This is a genomic window from Cupriavidus pauculus (genome assembly GCF_002858765.1).
Classification (GTDB): Bacteria; Pseudomonadota; Gammaproteobacteria; order Burkholderiales; family Burkholderiaceae; genus Cupriavidus; species Cupriavidus pauculus_B.
In genome coordinates, this window is record NZ_PJRP01000001.1 from 302631 (window position 1) to 321281 (window position 18651).

The window sequence follows — 18651 nt, forward strand, 5'->3', positions numbered from 1 at the left end:
TGTGTCGTCAGGGGTCGGAACTCGTCAGCCATGAATCGAGTTGGGCCAGCGCGGCCACGCGCGCCACGGCGTCGCCGCCCACGGTGACGCCGGAGCCCTGACGCGCGACGATGTCACGCCGCACGTGCAGCTCGCTGGTGCCGTCGAAGCCATGGTACGCGCCCGGATAGATCTCCAGGCGGAAGCGGGCCTTGGGCTGCCGGCTTTGCACCGCGTTCTGCAGCATCGCGCAGCGCGTGGCGGGCGTCCAGTCGTCGGCACCGCCGATCATCAGCAGCAACGGCGAGCGCAGCCTGAAATCGTGCTGCTGCACGGCGCGCTTGCAGCCTGGATAAAACGCCACGGCGCGGTCCACGCTCGGCGCATCGGCGGGCCAGGGGCGGCTGGCGTCGATGGTGGCCAGCACCGCCTGCGCCCCGTTGGACCAGCCCAGCAGCACGATACGGCGGGTGTCGATGCCCGGCTGCTTTGCCACCCAGCGCAGCGCGGCGATGGCGTCGGCGCGGCGCGTCTTGTCGTCGATGGACCGGGCATCCAGCGATTCCGTGCAGATGCCTTGCGCCTTGCCGCGCGGGCTGAGGCTGTCCGGCATCAGCACGGCGTAGCCGCGGTCGGTCAGCCAGTGCGCGTATTCGCGGTAGCGGCTCTGCAGGCCGGCCGCCGGGTCGATGACTTCCTCGATCGTGCCGGCGCGTTTGGCCGCCACCTTCATGTCGACCAGGCCGCCGCAGCCGTGCAGCGCCACCACCACGGGCAGCAGCTGGCTGCGGGCCACGCTGCCTTCGCGCGGCATGAACCAGTAGGCGGTCAGGGCCGGCGTGCCGGGGTCAGCGGGCAGCCGCACCCGCGCGGTGGCGGGCTCGGTTCCGGTGGCCGGCGCCGCCACGGCGGCTGCGCTGGCCGGTGTCACGGGTGCCGTCAGTGGCACCGGGGGCAACAGCGGCGCCATCGATACCGCCGGCTGCGCCGGTGCGGTGGGCATCAGCGCCGCCACCACCGCCACGCCGGCCAGCGTCCCGCGCAGCCAGCGGCCCACCGTGGTCGGAACCAGCGGCGAGACGGTTGGCGGCAAGGTGGGCGGGTGCAGGCGAGGCATGGTCGATCGACTAATTTTCGGCGCGGGCGTCAGCGCGTGCGCGCGCAGTCGCCGGTGCCGGGCTCGAACATCACGGGCCAGGCTTCTTCATAGATGCCGGGCGTGCAGTGCGCCTGGCAGCTCGCGTGCGCCAGCGTGACGCGACGCGGGTCCTGCCAGATCATCAGCTTGCAGGCGCTGCCGTCGTTGGCGCGCAGCTCGATGTGCGGCGTCTTGCGCACCTGGCGGAAATCGGCCAGGTTGAAGCTGCACGAGCCGCGCTTGCCCACCCACAGCTTCCACTGCAGCTGCTGCACGGTGTTGTCGGCCACGCGCAGCTGCGCATCTTCGCGGAAGCCGTCTTCCTCGGTGCGCTGGCAGTTGCCCGCCAGGTCGATGTCGCGCGCCGCGATGGGCGTGGAGCGGCCAACGAACGGAATCTGGCAGCCGGCCAGCGTCACGGCCACCGCCAGGGCGGCGGCCAGTCTCAGCGGGATGCGGGGCAGGGCGTGCAGGCGCATGATGGCGGGGGCGGTATCGGCGTGGTCAGGCCGGACGGCGCAGGTGCCAGTCGGTGGCCTGCTGGAACGCATGGGCCACCTGCAGCAGGCGGGCTTCGTCGAAGTAGTTGCCGATGATCTGCAGGCCCACGGGCATGTTGGCGTCGCCAAAGCCGGCCGGCACGCTCATGCCGGGCAGGCCGGCCAGGCTGGTGGACAGCGTGAAGATGTCGGCCAGGTACATCTGCACCGGGTCGGCGGTCTTCTCGCCCAGCTTCCAGGCCACGCTCGGCGCCACCGGGCCCATGATCACGTCGCACTCGGCAAACGCGCGCTGGAAATCGTCGGCGATGATGCGGCGGATCTTCTGCGCCTGCAGATAGTACGCATCGTAATAACCGTGCGACAGCACATACGTGCCCACCATGATGCGGCGCTTCACTTCCGGGCCGAAGCCTTCGGCGCGGCTCTTCTTGTACATGTCGAGCAGGTCGCGGTATTCGGCGGCGCGGTGGCCGTAGCGCACGCCGTCGAAACGCGACAGGTTCGACGAAGCCTCTGCCGGCGCGATGATGTAGTACACCGGGATCGACAGTTCGGTCTTCGGCAGCGATACGTCCACCAGCGTGGCGCCGAGCTTTTCATACTCGGCCAGCGCGGCGCGCACGGTCTTTTCCACGTCGGCGGACAGGCCCTTGCCGAAATACTCGCGCGGCAGGCCGATGCGCAGGCCGGCCAGCGGCTTGTCGGCGCTGGCGCCGGCGCGCGGCTGGCCCAGCAGGCGCGTGAAATCCTCGTCCACGCCGCCCAGTTCCGGCGTCAGGCTGGTGGAATCCTTCGCGTCGAAGCCGGCCATGCCGTTGAGCAGCATGGCGCAGTCTTCGGCCGTATGGGCCATCGGGCCGCCCTGGTCCAGCGACGACGCGAACGCGATCATGCCGTAGCGCGACACGCGGCCATACGTCGGCTTGATGCCGGTGATGCCCGAGAACGACGCCGGCTGGCGGATCGAGCCGCCGGTGTCGGTGCCGGTGGCGGCCGGTGCCAGGCCCGCGGCCACGGCAGCGGCCGAGCCGCCCGACGAGCCGCCCGGCACGCGGTTGGTGTCCCACGGGTTGCGCACCACGCCCTGGTACGAATTCTCGTTGGACGAACCCATCGCGAATTCGTCCATGTTGGTCTTGCCCAGCGTGACCATGCCGGCGGCGCCCAGGCGCTCCACCACGGTGGCGTCGAACGGGCTTTCGTAGTTGGCCAGCATCTTCGAGCCGGCGGTGGACTTCCAGCCGCGCGTCACGAAGACGTCCTTGTGGGCGATGGGCACGCCGGTCAGCGGCGTGGCCTGGCCGTTGGCGCGGCGCTCGTCGGCGGCGCGGGCCTGCGCCAGGGTCAGGTCGGGGTTGACGTCGACAAAGGCGTTCAGGCTTTTGGCGGCGTCGATGCGGGCCAGGTAGTCGCGGGCGAGTTCCTCGGCGGAGACGGAACGGGCGGCCAGCGCATCGGCAATCTGGCGCAGCGAGGTCTGGTGATCAGCGGAAAAGGTCATATCGGATCGGATGGCGTCTGGATGGGCGACAGGGCAGGGCAGCGCGCTGCCGTCACTCGATGACCTTGGGCACCAGGTACAGGCCGTTCTCGGTGGCCGGGGCGGGGCGCTGGTAGTCCACGCGGCGGTCGGACTCGGTCACGGCGTCGTCGCGCAGGCGCTGGGCGATGTCGCGCACGGCCGACAGCGGGTGGGCCAGCGGCTCGATGCCGGTGGTGTCCACCGCCTGCATCTGCGCCACCAGGGAGAAAAAGTTGTTCAGCTGCACAAGCGTATGCTCGGCCTCGGCATCGCTGGTTTCGATGCGGGCCAGGTGCGCGATGCGCTTGACGTCGGAAAGTTCGAGAGCCATGGCGTGGTGCGGCGCTTCTCGCCGGATTCAGTCCTGCGGACTGGAGATGTTGCGGCCGGGGGAAGGCGGAGCGGACGCCGGTTCGGAACCGGCGTCCACCCAACCGTCGTCGGGTGGCCGTCGGGGTGCCTGGAAGGGCGCCATGGGCCCGGCAGCTGGCGGGGTGGCCAAGGCGTGCCGGACTGGTGCGCCCGGGGGGCACCCCAGGATCGTCGAAGTTACAAGTTTTTCAGGGTCCAAACGCCCCGAAACAGCGGGAATTATAAGGTATCATTACGCGCTGCAGTCTTCCCGCAACGCGCGCGCCACTTGGGTCGCGGCAGAGCGGGCAGGCGGTGATGCCGTCGGCACAGTCCGCGCATCCAGCGTCGGTGGTCAGGCGGAATTGCCGGGGTGCCAATGTGCTGGATCGGGCGGCATACCGGGGTCGGCGTCGCACCCATGCAACAGTAATGTGCCAGCTTCATGGCAACGTCGCGAATTAGCGGCCCGTTTTCATCGTATTTTCAGTCGTAAGAAACTGGTTCCTCCGATTAGGCTACTGCCATCGTCAGGCGTGTTCCCGTCCTGTCCCCGCGCATCTGTCCGCGAACTTTCGCGCAGAGTCTAATCAAAGGTTCCCGTAGGTCCGGCGTGCAGGCATGCGCCGGCGAAGCGGATTCCCGCTGGCGCACCGGGGCTTGTCCGCGCCAGGGGTACCGGGCGCGCCGGCTTGTGCCGGCGTCAGCCGCACGCACCGGGGGAGCCGTGAACCATCACCCTTGCAAACGCATTCGTGGCCGGGCCGCTACAGGCACCGGCCGCTTCGCATACCCGCGAACCAACAGAAGACAGGATTCCTGATGTTCGGATTTCTCCGCAGCTATTTCTCCAACGACCTGGCCATCGACCTGGGCACCGCCAACACCCTGATCTACATGCGCGACAAGGGCATCGTCCTGGACGAGCCTTCGGTCGTGGCTATCCGTCAGGAAGGCGGTCCCAACGCCAAGAAAACGATTACAGCGGTAGGCAAGGAAGCCAAGCAGATGCTGGGCAAGGTGCCTGGCAACATCGAGGCCATCCGCCCGATGAAGGACGGCGTGATCGCCGACTTCACCGTGACCGAGCAGATGCTCAAGCAGTTCATCAAGATGGTGCATGACACTAAGCTGCTGCGTCCGAGCCCGCGCATCATCATCTGCGTGCCGTGCGGTTCCACCCAGGTGGAACGCCGCGCCATCCGCGAATCGGCCCTGGGCGCCGGCGCCAGCCAGGTGTACCTGATCGAGGAGCCGATGTCGGCCGCGATCGGCGCCGGCCTGCCGGTGTCGGAGCCGTCGGGTTCGATGGTCGTCGACATCGGCGGCGGCACCACCGAGGTGGGCATCATCTCGCTGGGCGGCATGGTGTACAAGGGTTCGGTGCGCGTGGGCGGCGACAAGTTCGACGAAGCCATCGTCAACTACATCCGCCGCAACTACGGCATGCTGATCGGCGAACAGACCGCCGAAGCGATCAAGAAGGAAATCGGCTCGGCCTTCCCGGGTTCCGAAGTCCGCGAAATGGAAGTGAAGGGCCGCAACCTGTCCGAAGGTATCCCGCGCGCCTTCACCGTGTCGTCCAACGAAATCCTCGAGGCCCTGACCGATCCGCTGAACCAGATCGTGTCCGCCGTGAAGATCGCGCTGGAACAGACGCCGCCCGAACTGGGTGCCGACATCGCCGAGCGCGGCATGATGCTGACCGGCGGCGGCGCACTGCTGCGCGACCTGGACCGCCTGCTGGCCGAGGAAACCGGCCTGCCGGTGCTGGTGGCCGAAGATCCGCTGACCTGCGTGGTGCGCGGCTCGGGCATGGCGCTGGAGCGCATGGACAAGCTCGGCAGCATCTTCTCCTACGAGTAATACGAGGCAGGGACGATGGTGACCTGCGTCGCCGTGTCCCCGCGCCCTTTGATGTCTTCCCCCGCCAGCCCGGACCGACATGCCCCGCAAGGGGCGTGCGGACGCGCTGGCGGAATGGTTTCGCCTGCGCACCGGTAAATGGATTACTCTCCACCGCCGCTCTTCAAGCAAGGCACATCCGCCGTTGCCCGTCTGGTCGTCTTCGTGGCGATCGCGCTGGCGCTGCTGATTGTCGACGCGCGCTTTGACGCCATGCGCGTCGCGCGCCAGGTGGCCGCCACCGTCCTCATGCCGGTAGAACGCCTGGTGCTGGTGCCGCGCGACGCACTGCGCGGCGTGTTCGACTACACCCAGTCCTCGGTCACGCTGGCCAATGAAAACCGCGAACTGCGCCGCAGCGCGGTGGAGCAGGCCAACGCGTCCGTGCACCAGGCCCAGCTCGAAGCCGAGAACAACCAGCTGCGCAAGCTGCTGAACCTGCAGCAGCAGTCGGCCACGCCGGTCACGGCCGCCGAAATCCTCTACGACGCCCGCGACCCGTATAGCCAGCGCATCGTTATCGACCATGGCAGCACGCAAGGGCTGCGCGCCGGCTATCCGGTGATTGACGAGCGCGGCGTGATCGGACAGGTCACGCGCGTGTCGCCGTTCCAGTCCGAAGTGACGCTGCTGACCGACAAGGACCAGGCCATTCCCGTGCAGGTGGTGCGAAACGGCCTGCGCAGCGTGGCGTTCGGCGGCTCGCGTGCCGGGTTGCTGGACCTGCGGTTCATGGCCGCGTCGGCCGATCTGCAGCAGGGCGACCTGCTGGTGACGTCCGGCCTGGACGGCACCTACCCGCCGGGCCTGCCCGTGGCGAAGATCGTCCAGATCGAGCGCAAGGCGGACACGGCATTCTCGCGCGTGTACTGCGAACCCGTGGCTGGCGTGCGCTCGCATCGCCAACTGCTGGTGGTGCGCTACGAGTCCGGCCTTGGCCCGCGCCCGCAGGAAGAATCCGCCCCGACCAAGGCCGAGCGGGGCGCCCGTTCGGCGGCCGCGCGCGCTGGTGCGGAGCAGAAGGCGGCTGACAAGGCCGCTGACAAGCCTGCCGAGAAGGCCACCGACAAGCAGAAATCCCCGGAGCGTTCCCAGTGACGACATCCCAATACCTGCTGCGACCGGTCAATCCCGCGTTTATCGCGCTGACCTTCGTGCTGGCCTTCCTGTGGAACCTGATGCCCTGGGGCACCACGCTGTGGATCCCGGACATGGTGGCGCTGGTGCTGGTGTTCTGGAACATCCACCAGCCGCGCAAGGTGGGCATGGGCGTGGCGTTTTTGCTAGGCCTGCTGATGGACGTGCATGATGCGCGCCTGCTGGGCGAGCACGCACTGGCCTACACGCTGCTGGCGTACTTTGCGATCACGATCCACCGCCGCGTGCTGTGGTTCTCGGTCTACACGCAGGCGCTGCATGTGATGCCGCTGCTGTTCATCACCCATGCCGTGCCGGTGGTGATCCGCCTGGCGATGGGTGCGCCGCTGCCGGGCTGGCAGCTGCTGGTGGCGCCCGTGATCGAAGCCGTGCTCTGGCCGATGGCCACCGCATTGCTGCTGGCGCCGCAGCGCCGCTCGGCCGACATCGACGAGACGCGCCCGATCTAGCCCTTCATCCTCCCTGACACCGCCACGCCGCCCGCAGTACCGCCATGACCGAAATTCGCAACGTCGAACTGGAAATCGGCCGCTTCCGCATCCGCGTGGCGGCCGCCGCCCTGTTCACGGTCATCTGCTTTGGCCTGCTGCTCTCCCGCTTCCTGTGGCTGCAGTGGTACAAGCACGACCAGTACTCGGCCAAGGCCGAGGACAACCGTATCTCCGTGGCGCCGATCGAGCCGAACCGCGGCATCATCATGGACCGCAACGGGGTGATCCTGGCGCGCAACTATTCCGCGTACACGCTGGAAGTCACGCCGTCCAAGCTGACCGATACGCTCGACAACACGATTGACGAACTGGCCAAGCTAGTTGATATCCAGCCGCGCGACCGTCGTCGTTTCAAACGCGTGCTGGAGGAATCGCGCAGCTTTGAAAGCCTGCCGATCCGCAGCCAGCTGACCGACGAGGAAGTGGCCAAGTTCTCGGCGCAGCGCTTCCGCTTTCCCGGGGTGGACGTGCGTGCGCGCCTGTTCCGCCAGTACCCGCTGGGCGAGTCGGCCAGCCACGTGGTGGGCTACCTGGGCCGTATCTCGCAGCGCGACCAGGAGCGGATCGAGGCGATGGACGAGGCCAACGACGCCGACCCCGCCAAGTACGATCCGCGCCGCGATGCCGATAACTACAAGGGCACCAGCTACATCGGCAAGATCGGCCTGGAACAGAGCTACGAGACCGAACTGCACGGGCTGACCGGCTTCGAGGAAGTGGAAGTCAGTGCCGGTGGGCGTCCGATTCGTACTTTGTCCACGTCGCCGGCCACGCCGGGCAACAACCTGATCCTGTCGCTGGACATCCGTCTGCAGCAATTGGCGGAACAGCTATTTGGCGACCGCCGCGGCGCGCTGGTGGCCATCGAGCCGGAAACCGGCGACATTCTGGCCTTCGTCTCGAAGCCGACCTTCGACCCGAACCTGTTCGTCGAAGGGATTGATTCCAAGACCTGGGACGAGCTCAACGGCTCGCCCGACAAGCCGCTGCTGAACCGGCCGCTGCGGGGCACTTATCCGCCGGGCTCCACGTACAAGCCGTTCATGGCGCTGGCCGCGCTGACCACGGGCAAGCGCACGGCGGCCTGGGGCATGCACGATCCGGGCTTCTTCACGCTGGGCAACCACACGTTCCGCGACGACAAGCCGGGCGGCCACGGCTGGGTGGACATGCAGGCGTCGATCGTGCAGTCGTGCGATACCTACTATTACGCACTGGCGCGCGACATGGGCGTCAATGCGATCCACGATTTCATGAAGCCGCTGGGCTTCGGCCAGATCACGGGCATCGACATCGAGGGCGAAAGCCGGGGCATCCTGCCGTCCACGGACTGGAAGCGCAAGGCCTACCGCAAGCCCGAGCAGCAGAAGTGGTATGACGGCGAGACCATCTCGCTGGGCATCGGCCAGGGCTACAACAGCTTCACGATCCTGCAGCTCGCCAATGCGGTGTCGATCCTGGTCAACAACGGCGTGGCGATGAAGCCTCACCTAGTGAAGGCCGTCGAGGATTCGGTCAACCGCAAGCGCTCGCTGACCGTGCCCAAGGAAAGTTACCGGCTGCCGCTCAAGCAGGCCGATATCGACGTGATCAAGCGCGCCATGGTCGCGGTGACGCACAACGGTACGGCGGCGCGGGTGTTTGCCGGCGCGGCCTACGAGTCGGCGGGCAAGACCGGTACGGCCCAGACCTATACGCTGGGCAAGAACGAGAAGTACAACCACCACGCGATCGACGAGCGCAAGCGCGACCACTCGCTGTACACGGCATTCGCGCCGGCCGACCACCCGAAGATCGCGCTGGCGCTGATCGTCGAGAACGCCGGCTTTGGCGCCGCCGTGGCCGCGCCGATCGCCCGCAAGGTGATGGATTACTACCTGCTGCGCAAGTGGCCCGAGGAACTGCAGGCCACCGCGCCGCCGCCCGACGAAGCACTGCGCGCCGGCAACCGCCCGCCGGTTGACACCCCGAGCGTGTTCACCACGGGCGATACGGCCAATGCGGCAACGGCAACCGTGATGCAGACCGCACCGCCCGTGGTGGCCGGGGCTTCGGCCGCGGCCGCGAGCACACCGGGCGCCAGCGCCGTGGCGGCGGCTTCCGTGCCGGTGCCGGCAGCCAGGTCGGCATCCGATTCGATTGCCGTGCAGCTCGATCCGGCCGCCATCGCGCCGGCATCGGCCGTGGCCACGCTTGACGACCGCATGCTGCAGGCACTGGGCCACAGCAAGCCACCGGCCTCGGCACCCAAGGCGCCCGCGCCGCACGCCGTACCGGCATCCGCGCCGGCCCCGGCACCGCGCAACCGGCCGGCCAAGTCCGCCAACCTTGCCCAGGCCGATGCGGCCGGCAAACCTGTTTCAGATTAAAGGAGACGCGCCATGGACAAACGCCGCGCCCTTTCCGCGATCAAGACCGCCCTGACCGGCTTCGACAAGCCGCTGGCCCTGATCGTCTTTCTGCTATTCGCCACGGGCATCGTGGCGCTGTATTCGGCCGCGATCGACATGCCGGGCCGCGTGGAAGACCAGCTGCGCAACATCCTGCTGTCATACGTTGTGATGATAGTGATCGCCTACATGCCAACCCAGCTGCTGATGCGGATCGCCGTGCCGCTCTATACAGTCGGGGTGGCGCTGCTGGTCGCCGTGGCCATGTTCGGGCTGATCCGCAAGGGGGCCCGCCGGTGGCTGAACGTGGGCATGGTGATCCAGCCGTCGGAGATCATGAAGATCTCGATGCCGCTGATGCTGGCGTGGTACTTCCAGAAGCGGGAAGGGGTGATCCGATGGTTCGACTTCGTCGTGGCGTTGATCATCCTGGGCGTGCCGGTGGGCCTGATCGCCAAGCAGCCTGACCTGGGCACCGGCCTGCTGGTGCTGGCCGCCGGCCTGTACGTGATCTATTTCGCCGGGCTGTCGTGGAAGATCATCCTGCCGCTGCTGGGCGCGGGCGTCGTGGCGATTACGCTGCTGATCAGCTATGAAAGCCAGATCTGCGCGCCGGGCGTGAGCTGGCCCGTCCTGCACGATTACCAGCAGCACCGCGTGTGCACGCTGCTGGACCCCACCACCGACCCGCTGGGCAAGGGCTTCCATACGATCCAGTCGATCATCGCGATCGGCTCGGGCGGCGTGACCGGCAAGGGCTGGCTCAAGGGCACGCAGACCCACCTGGAATTCATCCCCGAAAAGCACACCGACTTCATCTTTGCGGTGTTTTCGGAGGAGTTCGGCTTAATCGGCAATGCCGTGCTGCTGGTGCTGTACCTGCTGCTGATCTTCCGCGGACTTTATATTGCGGCCAACGCGCCGACATTGTTCTCGCGGCTGCTGGCCGGCTCGATCACGCTGATCTTCTTCACCTACGCCTTCGTGAACATGGGCATGGTGAGCGGGATCCTGCCCGTGGTGGGCGTGCCGCTGCCGCTGTTGAGTTATGGCGGTACGGCATTGGTGACGCTGGGCATGGGGATCGGCATCCTGATGAGCATTTCGCGACAGAAGCGGCTCATTCAGACCTGACCCGCTTCGCGCCAACGTCACTTTGCTACACTGCCAACCGAAAAATCTTATCGGTAGAAGCTTATGAACGCCCAGGACGTCGCCGCTTATCTGCAGAGCAACCCGCAGTTCTTTGAGGACCATGCCGAACTGCTGGCCACGGTGCAACTGACCAGTCCACACAGCCACCGCGCTGTGTCGCTGCAGGAGCGCCAGATGGAAATCCTGCGCGAGAAGAACAAGGGTCTGGAATTGAAGCTGGCCGATCTGGTTCGGCACGGCCACGAGAACGACCGCACGCAGCAGCGCATGCACGCCTGGCAGCTGCGCCTGCTGGCCGAGGCCGATTCGCACGCGCTGCCGTACGCGGTGCAGGACGGCCTGCAGCAGGTGTTCGATGTGCCGGCCGTGGCGCTGCGCCTGTGGAACGTGGGCGAAGCGTTCGCGCATATCGAAGTGGCCCAGGGTGCCAGCGACGATCTGCGCCTGTTTGCCGAAGGCCTGCGCGCGCCGTACTGCGGCGCCAACAGCGGCTTCGAGGCCGCCAGCCTGCTGGAGCGCGATGACATCGCGTCGCTGGCCATGGTGACGCTGCGCGTGCCGGCCCGCCCCGGCGACGAAGGCCCGGGCGCCGCATTTGGCCTGCTGGTGCTGGGTTCGTCCGAGCCGCGCCGCTTCCACGAAGGCATGGGCACCGCCTACCTGGCGCAGATTGGCGAAGTGGCCGGCGCGGCCCTGAACCGCCTGCGCGACTGAATCGCGTCCTGCCGCCATGCGCAAGCGCCAGCCGGGCAAGGATGAGGCCACGACGGCCACACCGGGCACCCCGGACACCGCCGAGGTGCCCAGGCCGGCCCCCGATCCGCTGGTGCTGCACTACCTGGACTGGCTGGCCACCAATCGCAAGCTGGCCGATCATACGCTGACCAGCTACGCGCACGATCTGTCCGTGCTGCAGGAATCGGCCATGCGCTTTGCCGCAGGCGTGCCGCTGCTGTCGCTGGAAACCCGCCATATCCGATCTTTCGCCGCCCGCCTGCATGGCAGCGGGCTGTCGGCGCGCACCATCGCGCGCACGCTGTCCGGCTGGCGCGGCTTCTACCTGTGGGCGGCGCGGCACGGCCATGGCGTGACCGCCAATCCGGTGGATGGGGTGCGGGCGCCCAAGCGCGGGCAGCCGCTGCCCAAGGCGCTGTCGGTGGAGCACGCGGTGGCGCTGGTGGCGCACCGGCGCGGCGACACGACCGAAGCCATCCGCGACCAGGCCGTATTCGAGCTGTTCTATTCCAGCGGGCTGCGGCTGTCGGAACTGATCCAGCTCGATGTGCGCTATACCGAGGACGGCGACTACCGGTCGGCCGGCTGGCTAGATCTGAAGGGTGCCGAGGTGACGGTGATCGGCAAGGGATCGCGCCGCCGGACGGTGCCCGTGGGCAGCAAGGCGCTGGCGGCGCTGAAGACCTGGCTGGAGGTTCGCGAGACGCTGCTGCGCCCCGGGGCCTTGCCGGAGGACCAGCACGCGCTGTTCCTGGGCACGCGTGGCAAGCGGCTGTCGGGCAGTACGGTGCAGACGCGCATCAAGCAGCAGGCGCTGGCCGCTGGCGTGCCGGCCAACGTGCATCCCCATATGCTGCGGCATTCGTTCGCCACGCATGTGCTGCAGTCGTCGGGCGACCTGCGCGCGGTGCAGGAGATGCTGGGCCACGTGAGCATCACCACCACGCAGGTCTATACGTCGCTCGATTTCCAGCACCTGGCCAAGGTCTACGACCAGGCCCATCCGCGAGCCGGTCGCGCGAAAAAAAGCGTACCCGGATCAGCGCCTGCGAGGGCCGATGGCACCGACCACGCCGGCGGCACCGACAGCGAAGACCCCACAGACCGCTAGGTCCACTGCGAGAGAATATTCCGGAAGCGCTCCATCTCGGGCAGCAACCAATTCCGGAACGCCTGCACCTTCGGCGTGGCCAGGCTGGCGTGGGTGCAGACGAAATGCAGCAGCCACGGGCACGGAATGCTCACGTCGAACAGGCGCACCACGCGGCCCGACAACAGGTCGTTATAGGCCAGCGACGACCGGATCAGCGCAATGCCCTGGCCTTCGGCCGCTGCCTGCAGCAGCAGCGACGAATCCTGCATCATCAGGCCCTTGGTCGGCTCGGGCCAGGCCAGTCCGGCCGCCTCGAACCACGGCTTCCACGGATCGCCTTCGCCGCGCAGCAGCGGCATGCCGGCCATATGCGCGGGCTGCTCGGGCAGGCGCCCGCCATTGAAATTGGGGCTGCAGACGGGGAAGAACACATCGTCCAGCAGGCGCTCGACATAGAGGCCCGGGTACTGGCCGCCGCCCATGCGCAGCGCCACGTCCACTTCCTCATTGGCAAAGTCCACGAGCGAGTTCGACGACAGCAGCTCGACATCGAATTCCGGATGCTGCTCGATGAAGCTGCCGATGCGCGGCGTGAGCCAGCGGGCGGCAAACGACGGCATGGTGCTGATGGTCAGCCGCTTCTCGCGGTTGCCGGCCTGCAGTGCTCGCGTGGCGTCGGCAATCTGCAGCAGCGCGTCGCGCACGCGTTCGGCGTAAAGCCGGCCGTTCGCGGTCAGCATCACGCGCTTGCCGCGCCGCTCGAACAGCGGCTGGCCTAGTTCTTCCTCCAAAGCCCGAATCTGGTGACTGACCGCGCCGTGGGTGACGAACAACTCCGCCGCGGCGCGCGAGAAGCTCTCGTGACGGGCCGCGGCCTCGAACGTGCGCAATGCGGCCAGCGCCGGCAGGCGCGGGAATTCGCGTTTCCAGCTACGGGGATCGTCCGGGTTCCAGGCACCGCTCCAGACCATGATGGACCTCGTCTATGTGAGATGAACTAACAAGACACAAGAATATATATCGTTTTGCCAGCGCCGGGGTCATCACTAGAATTCACTTCACCGGACCCCGCCAAACAAAGCCCTGAACTGTTCTGGTCCAACGACCAAGCCAGTTCCGGCCATTCCGACAACACGGTGGGCCCCGGACTCACGGAGAAGCCATCATGAAAGCCCTACTCACAACGACCGTCTTTACGCTGAGCCCCGGCGAAGTCGCCCCGCTGTCGGTGCATGCCGCCCAGCGCCTGTTTGTGGAAGATGCCAAAGGCGTCGATGTATGGGTGACCCGCGAGAATGATTCCGAGGATTACTGGCTGCGCTGCGGCGGAAGCCTGCTGTTGCGTCGCGGCGACGAGATCGTGCTCAGCGTCGACCCGCGCGCCACGGGCCCGGTGCGGCTGGCGCTGATCGCCGAGGCACGGCGTCCGGCGCTGACCGTCGCCGACCTGCCGCACCTGGTGTTCCGCGCCGCGCGCCGGTTGGTTCGAGGTACGGAATGGACGCCGGGGCAGGACAAGATCCACGCCTCATGATCCCGAGGCGCGGCGGCTGAGGCTGGTATGGCCGCCGCCCGACGAAAAATGACCTGAAACTGGGCCGGGCTGCCTCAGCGCAGACCGGCCCTTTTCGTTACACTCTCGGGCATGCATCCGATCCAAGTCATCGATCAGGGCCGCCAGCCGTACGAGCCCTGTTTCGACGCAATGCGGGCATTCACCGCCGCCCGCACGCCCGAGACGCCCGACCAGATCTGGCTGGTCGAGCACCCGCCGGTCTACACGCTCGGGCAGGCCGGAGACCCCGCACACCTGCTGGCCCCCGACGACGTGATTCCGGTCGTGAAGATCGATCGTGGCGGCCAGATCACTTACCACGGTCCGGGCCAGGTCGTGGCCTATCTGCTGCTCGATTTGCGCCGCCGGCACCTCATGGTGCGCGAGCTTGTGACCGACATCGAGCAGGCGGTACTGGACACGCTCGCGGCGTATAATCTCGCAGCCGAACGCAAGCCCGGGGCGCCCGGCATCTATCTGTCCGATGGTCCGCACCAGGGCGCCAAGATTGCCGCGCTCGGCCTCAAGATCCGCAACGGCTGCAGCTACCACGGTGTCAGCCTGAACGTGCAGATGGACCTGAACCCGTTCCTGCGCATCAACCCCTGCGGCTATGCCGGACTGGAAACAGTCGACATGGCCACTGCGGGCGCCACCTTCGCGGCGGCGCACGATGCCGGCCCGTCGCCCGTTACCGCGGCACAACAACCCGCAATCGCACAACGCCTGGCGGCGGCCCTGTGCGAGGTCCTGACCGCGCGCGAGGCGTGCACCCAGGCCCACGGGAATGCCGCTGCCGAGGCTGCCTGAACCCGTGGCACGCCCGGCCCCGAATCAACGCCAAACATGCACGCGGCTGCGCGTGCGGAGAACAGTATGAGCGACGCTCTGATCGCCACGTCCAGCGAAGCCCCGCAAACGCCTGAATACGACGCCACCAAGAAGCAGAAGTCGGCCGAGAAGACCGCGCGCATCCCCATCAAGATCGTGCAGGCCGAAAAGCTCAAGAAGCCGGACTGGATCCGCGTCAAGGCCGCCACCGGCAACTCGCGCTTCTACGAGATCAAGGACATCCTGCGCGCGAACAACCTGGTCACCGTGTGCGAGGAAGCCAGCTGCCCGAACATCGGCGAATGCTTTGGCAAGGGCACGGCCACGTTCATGATCATGGGCGACAAGTGCACGCGCCGCTGCCCCTTCTGCGATGTGGGCCACGGCCGCCCGGACCCGCTCGACGTCAACGAGCCCGGCAACCTGGCACGCACCATCGCCCAGCTCAAGCTGAACTACGTGGTGATTACCAGCGTGGACCGCGACGACCTGCGCGACGGCGGCGCGCAGCATTACGTGGACTGCATCTCGCAGACGCGCGAGCTGTCGCCGGCCACGCGCATCGAGGTGCTGGTGCCTGACTTCCGCGGGCGTTTGGACAAGGCGCTGGACATCCTGCAGGTATCGCCGCCTGACGTGATGAACCACAACATGGAAACGGTGCCGCGCCTGTACAAGCAGGCCCGCCCGGGCGCCGACTACGCGCACTCGCTGAAGCTGCTGCAGGAATTCAAGCGCCGCAACCCGAACGTGCCGACCAAGTCCGGCCTGATGGTGGGCCTGGGCGAGACCGACGAGGAAATCCTAGAAGTCATGCGCGACATGCGCGCGCACGACATCGATATGCTGACCATCGGCCAGTACCTGGCCCCGTCGAACCACCACCTGCCGGTGATGCGCTACGTGCATCCGGACACGTTCAAGATGTTCGAGGAAGAGGCCTACAAGATGGGCTTCACCCACGCCGCCGTCGGCGCCATGGTCCGCAGCTCGTACCACGCGGACCAGCAGGCGCATCAGGCTGGGTTTGCTTGATCGCTGCGGCACCTTCGCGCTACCCCAAAACCGGCCAGGGCATCCTGGCCGGTTTTTTTTTCGTCTGGATGTCTGCAGGTACCTTTCAAACGCCTTTCCCTTAGAGTGATTTTTTCTTAACTTTATCCCTCTTGTGGCGCCAACATCCGCCAAACGGTGCATAACTACCTAGGGTCTACCCCGAGTGCCGGGCGTTGCCATGTTTCGATATGATGAATTTATCGATAAATCGTTGATGAAATTCGATTGAGTCACATCGGGTTCATTGGCGAGCCATGTCGCGGTCCCTGTGGCGCCTACACTGCATGGATCGACGCCACGCCCCCAAACCAGCGAGCCCGCTCATGCCTCAATGCACCGTTCACCGTCTGGCCGAACAGGCGCTGCTCTATAGCGTCGCGCCGCCTGCTTCGCTGGATGTACAGCGTCGCATCTGGGCCATGGCCGAGCGTGCGACCGACTGGCGTGGCGTGGTGGACGTGGTGCCGGGCATGAACAATCTCACGCTGACCTTCGACGACACGGCCGACGTGGTGGCGCTGGAGCGCAACCTGAAGCTCGCGTGGGCGTCGGGCGAGACGCGCAACACCACGGGCAAGCTCGTGGAGATTCCGGTGCGCTACGGCGGCGAGTTCGGTCCCGATATTGCCGATGTGGCCGCTCATACCGGCCTGACGCCGCAGGAAGTGGTGCGCCGCCATGCCGCCGGCGAATACGTGGTCTATTTCCTGGGCTTCCAGCCTGGCTTTGCCTATATGGGCGGCCTGGCGCCCGAACTGGCCACGCCGCGCCGCCGCGAGCCGCGCCTGGCGGTGCCGGCCGGTGCCGTGGGCATTGGCGGTGAGCAGACCGGCATCTATCCGGCCGTGCTGCCCGGTGGCTGGCAACTGATTGGCCACACCGACGCGCAGCTGTTCGTGGCGGATCGCGATCCGCCGTCGCTGTTCGCGCCCGGCGACACCGTGCGTTTCGTTGCTGAGGAGGTGCTGCTGTGATCGAGATCCTTCGACCCGGCGCGCAGGCGTCGGTGCAAGACCTGGGCCGTACCGGATTCCGCCGCTTTGGCGTGGGCCGCTCGGGTGCCGCCGACGGGCTGGCGCTGAAAGTGGGCAATCGCCTGCTGGGCAACGAACCGAACGCGGCGGCCATCGAGTTCACACTGGGCCGCGCGGCGCTGCGCTTCGACGCGGACATGCGCGTGGCGCTGACCGGGGCCGAGTGCAGCGCGAACCTGGATGGCGTGCCGGTCTGGTCGTGGCATGCGTTCGACGTGCGACGTGGCGAAACGCTGACGCTGCCCGCGCCGCGCGGTGGCTCGCGCACCTACCTCTGCGTGGCCGGTGGCATCGACGTGCCGCTGGTGATGCATTCCCGCAGCACCGATCTCAAGTCCAGCTTCGGCGGTTTCGAGGGCCGTGTGCTGAAGGAAGGCGACCGGCTGCCCGTGGGCCACGCCGGTCTTGATGCCGAGCAGGACTGGGTGGGCGTGGCCGCGCCGGGCTGGGCGCTGCCGCTCAGGCGCGAAGGCAATGCGCTGGTGATCCGCATGCTGGCCGGCCCCGAATATCCCGATTTCGAGCCCGAATCCCAGATGGCGCTGTGGTCGTCAGACTGGTCGATCACGCCGCAGAGCAACCGCATGGGGCTGCGTTTGCAGGGCCCCGCGCTGGCACGCCGCGCCGACCGTTCTGGCGATCTGCTGTCGCACGGCGTGGTGCCGGGCGTGATGCAGGTGCCGCCGAACGGCCAGCCGATCGCGCTGATGAGCGATGCGCAGACCACTGGCGGCTATCCGAAGATTGGCACCGTGATTGGCGCCGACCTGTGGCGCCTGGCCCAGGTGCCGCTGGGTGCCACGGTGCGCTTCCAGCAGGTCTCGGTCGAGGAGGCCACGGCCGCGCAGGCCGAGGTGGATCGCTACCTGCGCCAGATCGACCAGGCGCTGCGCTGGCAGGGCGAAGGCTTGCAGATTGCCGCGCGCCGCCGCACGACTACACGATTCGTCGCATAACTCTTAAATCGTCCCCACACATCCGGAGAACGCCCCATGCAAATCGACCTGAATGCCGACCTTGGCGAAGGCTGCGGCAATGACGAAGCCCTGATCCAGCTGATCAGTTCCGCCAACGTGGCGTGCGGCTGGCACGCGGGCGATGCGGCGACGATGCTGCAGACCGTGAAGTGGGCGCTGGACAACAACGTGGCCATCGGCGCGCACCCGAGCTTTCCGGACCGCGAGAACTTCGGCCGTACCGAAATGCAGCGCGACCCCGAGGCGGTCTACGCCGACGTGCTGTACCAGATTGGCGCGCTCGATGCGATGGTGCGCGCCCAGGGCGGCCAACTGGCCCACGTGAAGCCGCACGGCGCGCTGTACAACATGGCCGTGCGCGACGCAAAGCTGTGCGACGCCATCATCCGCGCCGTGCGCGACTACGACTCCGACCTCGTCTTCTTCGGCCTGGCCAACAGCCAGATGATCACCATGGCGCGCGATGTGGGCCTGCGCGTGAAGGAAGAAGTGTTCGCCGATCGCGGCTACAACCCCGACGGCACGCTGGTCAAGCGCGGCACGCCTGGCGCGTTGCATGACGACGAAGACGTTGCCCTCAACCAGACGCTCTCGATGATTCGCGACAAGCAGGTGCGCGCGATCGACGGCACCTGGGTACCGATTCGCGCCGAAACCGTGTGTCTGCACGGTGACGGCGCTCACGCGCTTGCCTTTGCGCGCCGCATCCGGGAACGGCTCGGCGCTGAAGGCATCGCCATCCGGGCCGGCGACTGACGGGTCCCCCCGGCAGGCGCAG

At 67.1% G+C, this 18651-nt stretch carries 18 protein-coding genes; 13 read left to right on the forward strand and 5 right to left on the reverse strand.

Features of this window, described 5'->3' with window-relative positions:
* Positions 1-7: 7 nt before the first annotated feature.
* The 4 genes from CYJ10_RS01300 to gatC are packed head-to-tail and all read right to left on the reverse strand — an operon-like array spanning position 8 to position 3473.
* Positions 8-1096, reverse strand: coding sequence for a dienelactone hydrolase family protein (locus tag CYJ10_RS01300; protein WP_101679774.1), 1089 nt, complete (start codon positions 1094-1096; stop codon positions 8-10).
* Positions 1097-1125: 29 nt separating this feature from the next.
* Positions 1126-1596 carry a hypothetical protein gene (locus CYJ10_RS01305; protein ID WP_101679775.1) on the reverse strand — a complete coding sequence of 157 codons (471 nt, stop codon included), beginning with the start codon at positions 1594-1596 and terminating at the stop codon, positions 1126-1128.
* Positions 1597-1621: 25 nt separating this feature from the next.
* Positions 1622-3121 (reverse strand): Asp-tRNA(Asn)/Glu-tRNA(Gln) amidotransferase subunit GatA, encoded by a 1500-nt coding sequence (gene gatA, locus CYJ10_RS01310; RefSeq protein ID WP_101679776.1) that lies wholly within the window; start codon positions 3119-3121, stop codon positions 1622-1624.
* A 52-nt stretch (positions 3122-3173) separates the two neighbouring features.
* Positions 3174-3473 carry an Asp-tRNA(Asn)/Glu-tRNA(Gln) amidotransferase subunit GatC gene (gatC, locus tag CYJ10_RS01315; RefSeq protein ID WP_101679777.1) on the reverse strand — a complete coding sequence of 100 codons (300 nt, stop codon included), beginning with the start codon at positions 3471-3473 and terminating at the stop codon, positions 3174-3176.
* Between the two features lie 842 nt (positions 3474-4315).
* Between gatC and CYJ10_RS01320 the strand changes: the two genes are divergently transcribed.
* The 7 genes from CYJ10_RS01320 to CYJ10_RS01350 all read left to right on the forward strand — a co-directional run bounded on the left by CYJ10_RS01320 (position 4316) and on the right by CYJ10_RS01350 (position 12438).
* The gene (locus CYJ10_RS01320; protein WP_019450345.1) at positions 4316-5359 is read left to right on the forward strand and encodes a rod shape-determining protein; all 1044 of its coding nucleotides are present in this window, start codon (positions 4316-4318) and stop codon (positions 5357-5359) included.
* A 138-nt stretch (positions 5360-5497) separates the two neighbouring features.
* A complete protein-coding gene (gene mreC / locus CYJ10_RS01325) occupies positions 5498-6496 on the forward strand; it encodes a rod shape-determining protein MreC (protein WP_101679778.1) in 999 nt (332 codons plus the stop codon).
* Positions 6493-7005, forward strand: a complete 513-nt coding sequence (gene mreD, locus CYJ10_RS01330; RefSeq protein ID WP_101679779.1) for a rod shape-determining protein MreD — start codon at positions 6493-6495, stop codon at positions 7003-7005. The genes mreC and mreD overlap by 4 nt, the downstream gene beginning before the upstream one ends.
* Before the next feature lie 44 nt (positions 7006-7049).
* Positions 7050-9416 (forward strand): penicillin-binding protein 2, encoded by a 2367-nt coding sequence (gene mrdA, locus CYJ10_RS01335; RefSeq protein ID WP_101679780.1) that lies wholly within the window; start codon positions 7050-7052, stop codon positions 9414-9416.
* Positions 9417-9428: 12 nt separating this feature from the next.
* Complete coding sequence (gene rodA / locus CYJ10_RS01340; RefSeq protein ID WP_101679781.1) at positions 9429-10571, forward strand: rod shape-determining protein RodA; 1143 nt, start codon at positions 9429-9431, stop codon at positions 10569-10571.
* Between the two features lie 63 nt (positions 10572-10634).
* Positions 10635-11306, forward strand: coding sequence for a DUF484 family protein (locus tag CYJ10_RS01345; protein WP_101679782.1), 672 nt, complete (start codon positions 10635-10637; stop codon positions 11304-11306).
* A 16-nt stretch (positions 11307-11322) separates the two neighbouring features.
* The gene (locus tag CYJ10_RS01350) at positions 11323-12438 is read left to right on the forward strand and encodes a tyrosine recombinase XerC (protein ID WP_101679783.1); all 1116 of its coding nucleotides are present in this window, start codon (positions 11323-11325) and stop codon (positions 12436-12438) included.
* Here the strand turns inward: CYJ10_RS01350 and CYJ10_RS01355 are convergent.
* On the reverse strand, positions 12435-13391 hold the full coding sequence (locus tag CYJ10_RS01355; RefSeq protein ID WP_101679784.1) for a transcriptional regulator GcvA: 957 nt from the start codon (positions 13389-13391) through the stop codon (positions 12435-12437). The two genes, CYJ10_RS01350 and CYJ10_RS01355, sit on opposite strands and share 4 nt — an antisense overlap.
* Before the next feature lie 194 nt (positions 13392-13585).
* Here CYJ10_RS01355 and CYJ10_RS01360 point away from each other — a divergent pair, with 194 nt between their 5' ends.
* From CYJ10_RS01360 to pxpA, 6 genes are all read left to right on the forward strand, one after another.
* Complete coding sequence (locus CYJ10_RS01360) at positions 13586-13954, forward strand: DUF2917 domain-containing protein (RefSeq protein WP_101679785.1); 369 nt, start codon at positions 13586-13588, stop codon at positions 13952-13954.
* Positions 13955-14065: 111 nt separating this feature from the next.
* Entirely contained in the window at positions 14066-14785 is a 720-nt protein-coding gene (gene lipB, locus CYJ10_RS01365) for a lipoyl(octanoyl) transferase LipB (protein WP_101679786.1), read from the forward strand.
* Positions 14786-14851: 66 nt separating this feature from the next.
* A complete protein-coding gene (gene lipA, locus CYJ10_RS01370; protein WP_101679787.1) occupies positions 14852-15841 on the forward strand; it encodes a lipoyl synthase in 990 nt (329 codons plus the stop codon).
* A 344-nt stretch (positions 15842-16185) separates the two neighbouring features.
* Complete coding sequence (gene pxpB, locus CYJ10_RS01375) at positions 16186-16836, forward strand: 5-oxoprolinase subunit PxpB (protein ID WP_101679788.1); 651 nt, start codon at positions 16186-16188, stop codon at positions 16834-16836.
* Positions 16833-17852: a 5-oxoprolinase subunit C family protein gene (locus tag CYJ10_RS01380; protein WP_101679789.1), complete on the forward strand. Its 1020-nt coding sequence runs from the start codon at positions 16833-16835 to the stop codon at positions 17850-17852. The genes pxpB and CYJ10_RS01380 overlap by 4 nt, the downstream gene beginning before the upstream one ends.
* A 36-nt stretch (positions 17853-17888) precedes the next feature.
* A complete protein-coding gene (gene pxpA, locus CYJ10_RS01385) occupies positions 17889-18629 on the forward strand; it encodes a 5-oxoprolinase subunit PxpA (protein ID WP_101679790.1) in 741 nt (246 codons plus the stop codon).
* Positions 18630-18651 lie beyond the last annotated feature (22 nt).